5 protein-coding genes and 1 pseudogene are annotated in these 4,470 nt (G+C 64.0%); 3 read left to right on the top strand and 3 right to left on the bottom strand.

Features of this window, described 5'->3' with window-relative positions; all coding sequences use genetic code 11:
• From BN1233_RS26495 to BN1233_RS51195, 3 genes are all read right to left on the bottom strand, one after another.
• Positions 1-203, bottom strand: a 203-nt coding sequence (locus tag BN1233_RS26495) for a phage integrase N-terminal SAM-like domain-containing protein (RefSeq protein ID WP_048710353.1), incomplete at its 3' end; no start/stop codon positions are given.
• A 257-nt stretch (positions 204-460) separates the two neighbouring features.
• Entirely contained in the window at positions 461-697 is a 237-nt protein-coding gene (locus BN1233_RS26490; protein ID WP_046866656.1) for a hypothetical protein, read from the bottom strand.
• Positions 642-995, bottom strand: coding sequence for a YjiS-like domain-containing protein (locus tag BN1233_RS51195; RefSeq protein WP_074078363.1), 354 nt, complete (start codon positions 993-995; stop codon positions 642-644). Before BN1233_RS51195 ends, BN1233_RS26490 begins: the two co-directional genes overlap by 56 nt.
• Before the next feature lie 139 nt (positions 996-1,134).
• Here BN1233_RS51195 and BN1233_RS47305 point away from each other — a divergent pair.
• The 3 genes and pseudogenes from BN1233_RS47305 to BN1233_RS26475 all read left to right on the top strand — a co-directional run.
• Positions 1,135-1,431, top strand: a pseudogene (locus BN1233_RS47305) (transposase); the annotation flags it as partial.
• Positions 1,432-1,706: 275 nt separating this feature from the next.
• Positions 1,707-3,497, top strand: coding sequence for a vanadium-dependent haloperoxidase (locus BN1233_RS26480; RefSeq protein ID WP_046866654.1), 1,791 nt, complete (start codon positions 1,707-1,709; stop codon positions 3,495-3,497).
• Between the two features lie 249 nt (positions 3,498-3,746).
• Positions 3,747-4,022: a hypothetical protein gene (locus BN1233_RS26475; RefSeq protein ID WP_046866653.1), complete on the top strand. Its 276-nt coding sequence runs from the start codon at positions 3,747-3,749 to the stop codon at positions 4,020-4,022.
• Positions 4,023-4,470: the final 448 nt, after the last annotated feature.

Here is a 4,470-nt window from a genome sequence, read left to right as displayed (position 1 = left end):
GGGATGCGCGCGCCGTTCGCCGCCAGATGCAGCTGAAAGCGCCGCACGTCCTCGAAGCTCGCCGTGTCAGGCGATCGGCCGAGGAAGGCGGCGAAGTCCTTGATGGTGTGGATGTAGCCTTGTTGGGTCTTCGGCGCTAACTTGCGGATCGCCATGTCTTCGATCATGCGGCGCCGCAACGGGCTCATGGCTTCGTCGGTCATGGGGATGCTCCTGTCTTGAGTGAGGGTTTGCCAACTCCTCATCTTCAAGACAGGACGCCCCGCCTTGCCAGCGTATTGGCCGTGTCGGTCGCCGCAGCAAGCTACCGCGAGAGCGGTTTAGTCCCTTGGCACCAAGCTGACCTTCCCAGAATTTCCACTTTAAGGTCGAGAGCAGTCATTCAGGTGAGCCTCTGCGCTGTTCCTAATAAGCCCGGGTGAGCGGGCCCGCTCAGGGAGAGGTCAGGCGATAACTGTGGTCACGGCATGGCGCGCCGGCTAGCCCTCAAGAAGGCCTCGCCACGATCGGTCACGAACACGAAGGCTTGCCCTTCAACGACCCTGCGCTCAAGGAAGTCACGGTCGAGCGCCTCCTCCCAGACGGTGAGCCTGGGACACGATGTGCGCCAAGCCTCCATCATCTCTCTGTAGCGGCGCGGCTCATTGGCGAGCCACTCGACGAGATCGCGCACCAGAGGATCCAGCTCGTCTGACATGATCCCTCCACGAGAGGCAGGATATGGCAAGGCAATGGGGGCACTTGCGGCTCGCGTGACCGAACCGGCCGTGTTCCACAACCCAAGCGATCTCGGATCGGGCGAGGCCCATGTCCTTCAACAGATAATCGGGCCACTTGAGGAGTTCACGGCGGGCGCGGCGCAGGGCGACCCGACGTCTGGCGTCTGCGAGCAGGGCAATGAAGTGAGCGGCCAGCCGCTCCACTCCGATGCCGCTCGCATGGGCATCGCTGCCGACGAAGGGGATGCACTCTACGGCATGGCTTAGCGTGGACATGATCGTGCTCCCGGCGTTGCGCAGCCATTTGCAACGGCTGCTCCGATCGCGAGAATACCTTGCCGGAGAGCCTCGGCGTTTTCCGTGATCTATCTCGCGCAAGGCGGGCGAGGAGAAGGGCTCACACGAGGCGAGCGCAGGGAGCGACGCGCTTCGATGGACACGGCTATCGTGCCGGTCGATGCAGGCCAACGCTGTCCGTCTTCAGCCTCATGCGTTAGCGTACAACCTGGCGAACGTCTTTCGCACCCTCGTCTTGCCGAATGAGGTCGAGCGGTAGTCGCTGACCTCTCTTCGAGAGAAGGTCGTGAAGATCATCGCTCACGCCCGCTATACAACGTTCCAGATGGCCGAGGTGGCACTCCCACGCAACCTGTTCCGCCGCATGTTGGAGATGATCGAGGACCTCCGACCGCGGCAGATGGAGCGATGTTGAACCCGCACCTCCAAGCAGCCCCGTGGAGCCCGACGGGAGAGGTGCGCCTGACGCCCGCCGGGATGGGCGGAAACGCGCTACAGGGCGGCTACGATCGGCAATCGGGGCCGGTTCAGGCCACAAAACAACCTTTGGTGCTGTTCAGAAATCGTCGCCAGGGCTATTCTGCCCCCGGAAGCACGCCAGCGGGCCGTCCATCTGGGGAATACCGGTTAGAACCCTGAAAAGGGAAAAACGCGGGCCCCGGAGCGGTGCCTGCGCGGGAGGAGATCTCCATGGCTGACCACCCCACCATTTCGACTGAATCCGACCTGGCACCGCCGGCCCCGCCGACCCCCGCGGTCACGCGCCGCTCGCTGCTCGGCGGGGCGGGCATCGTGGTTGGCGCCGCCGTGCTTGCGTCTCCGCCGAGCATGCCCGGAAGCGCCCCGGCCGCGGCGCAGCCTGTGAGCACGGACCCGCGCCCGCTCGACGCGGCGTTCAAGCGCCGCGCCTTCGAAGTCCGAGAGGTCTGCGCGAGCACCAACGAGAAGATTCCCATCGCGCCCCACCCGACGAATGGCGATGAGGTGCGCTACACCAACAAGATCGGTTCCGATTCACGGGGCCTGCCGCACGACAAACGCGGCGAAGTCGAGCAAGCGGCATGGCAGGCCCTCTATACCGCTTGCCAGTCGGGCGATTCCGCTGATTTCGAGAAAATCCCGCTCGGCGGCACTCGCAAACTGGTCAATCCCGTAGGCACAGAGGCCGTCAGTCTCAGCGGCATAAACCCTACTCAGATTGGGATACCGCCGGCACCAGCCCTTGCAAGCGCCGAGCGCGGCGGCGAGGCGGTCGAGGTCTATTGGCAATCCCTGCTGCGTGATGTTCCGCTTACCGAATTGCGCGACGACACCTCCAATCGCGACGTGCTTGCAGCAACCGAGGAACTCAGCCAGCTTGCGGATTTCCGGGGGCCGAAGTCTGGTGGGCGGGTCACACCCGGCACGCTGTTCCGTGCCAATGCGCTTTATTTCGACCCGGCTGACCCGAAGGGCCGCTCCGTCACGCCTCCAGGCGTTTTGGACGGCCCGCTGATCTCGCAATTCCTGCTCCGGGACGTGCCCTATGCCGCACAGTGGATCAGTGCTCAAATTCGCACCGCGTTGCCCGCCAACGAATTCCTGACCGAATACGAGGAGTGGCTGGCGATCCAGAACGGCGCCGCACCGAAACGCCAGTTGCAGTTCGACGCGACACCGCGATACATAACGACAGGACGGGATCTCGCGGAGTATATCCACACGGGTCCTGCACTCGGGTGGGCGGCAGCCCTGATCCTTGCAACCCCCAGTGGCGGGACGGACCCACGCTACGCCGGGATGTATCCACCGGCAGAGGCCGTGTCCTACCCCTCGAACCCGTATCGGAAATCGAAAACCCAAGGCCCTGCGGGTGCGACCTTCGGGTTGCCCTATGTGCAGGCCCTGCTCGCCACGGGGATCAGTAACTCCGTCCGCGCGGCCTACTGGCAGAAGTATTTCGTGCACCGGGCTGTGCGACCGGAAGCCTACGGGGGTCTGGCGCACCATCGCCTCGCCAATGGCGTGAGCGACTACCCGTTGCATGATGACTTCCTGAAATCGGAAGCCCTCGCTCGCAGCAAAGCCAAATACGGCACCTATCTTTTGTCACAAACCTATCCGGAGGCCGCGCCCCTTCACTCCACCTATCCCGGCGGTGCCACGAGCGTTGGTGCCGTCACGGCTACCATATTGAAGGCGTTTTTCGACGAAAGCCGCGTCATCGCCAACCCGGTACAGCCCGATCCGGCTGACCCGACGAGGCTCGTGCCCTATAGCGGCCCGCCGCTCACGGTTGGTGGAGAGTTGAACAAGCTCGCGGTGAATTTCGGTTTCGGACGGAATTGGGCGGGCATTCACTGGCGTTCTGACGCTGCCGCCTCGATGGCGATCGGCGAGGAAGTGGCTATCGGCATGCTGCGGGACGAACGCATGACCCTGCGCGAACCCTTCGACGGCTTCTCCTTCACGCGCTTCGACGGCAGCCGCGTGACAATCTGACAGCGGCCGGGCGACGCCCCTGCCGCGAGGCGCCGGCCCGGTCCCGTGCAGAGAAGCGGACGCGTTTATGCCCGACAGCCTGTTGGTGGAAGCTGAATGAAACAGCATGACTGGCCCGCAAAAGGCCGCTGAGGACCACGGCATGACCAGGGCCGGACGTGAACGCCATCTCGCGGCTCTTATGGTGGCCGACATCGTAGGCTACAGCCGCCTCATCGGGAGTGACGAGGCTGGACGTGAGGTCATCCCATGACATGGCACTTCAAGGGACTGCTTGCCGGGGCCTGCGCCCTCGCGATCCTCGTCTCCGGCGGTCGCGTGGCTCCGGCACAGGACATGCCGCCAGAAATCCTGGCGTCGCAACTGCGGGGGCAGGGCTATCGCTGCGATGCGCCCGTGACGGCACAACGGGACGCCCAGCTTTCGAAACCCGAGGAGGCTGCCTGGATCCTGAAGTGCGCCAACGCATCCTACCGAATGCGCCTCATTCCCGACATGGCGGCCCGTATCGAGCCGCTCGACTGACAACGCAGCGCTACGATCATCGGGATGAATATCCACGGACGCAAGACGTCCGGATCACGGTCTGTGCTGCGGTCCGCCGTAAGGCCCTCGTGCGAAGCATCTCCTCCGCACCCGCTGCAACGGCCATGTCGCCGTCGCGCTCACACCAATTCAAGCGCCAATCACCCTTGCCCGGGCAACCCCGGATAGGCCTGAGAACATCCTCCTTCGGGGCCGTTCGCACACTCGAACTGCATCAAGGCGGTGCCCGCGGTGTGCGTGAGTCCCGAGCGACCACGCCCCGATCACCCGGCTGGTTCGATGAGCGGAGATGGGAAACGGGGCGTCGCCAAATGGTCTAAGCTACCGCGCCCATCCTCGACTCTACCGTTCCGGAAGTACGCCGAATTTCTGCAAAGGCGCGACGAGCGGACCTATATTTGGCCCGCCCAACGTTACACTTTGACCC

The sequence above is a fragment of the Microvirga massiliensis genome (assembly GCF_001006805.1).
In the GTDB taxonomy this organism is placed as follows: Bacteria; Pseudomonadota; Alphaproteobacteria; order Rhizobiales; family Beijerinckiaceae; genus Microvirga; species Microvirga massiliensis.
The sequence above is the reverse complement of the archived record's forward strand: the minus strand, read 5'-3'. Positions and strand labels throughout refer to the sequence as shown.

Excerpts from the sequence above, each read along its gene's own strand:
- BN1233_RS26490 (WP_046866656.1), bottom strand. The coding sequence starts at position 697 with ATGTCAGACGAGCTGGATCCTCTGGTGCGCGATCTCGTCGAGTGGCTC.
- BN1233_RS51195 (WP_074078363.1), bottom strand. The coding sequence starts at position 995 with ATGTCCACGCTAAGCCATGCCGTAGAGTGCATCCCCTTCGTCGGCAGC.
- BN1233_RS26480 (WP_046866654.1), top strand. The coding sequence starts at position 1,707 with ATGGCTGACCACCCCACCATTTCGACTGAATCCGACCTGGCACCGCCG.
- BN1233_RS26475 (WP_046866653.1), top strand. The coding sequence starts at position 3,747 with ATGACATGGCACTTCAAGGGACTGCTTGCCGGGGCCTGCGCCCTCGCG.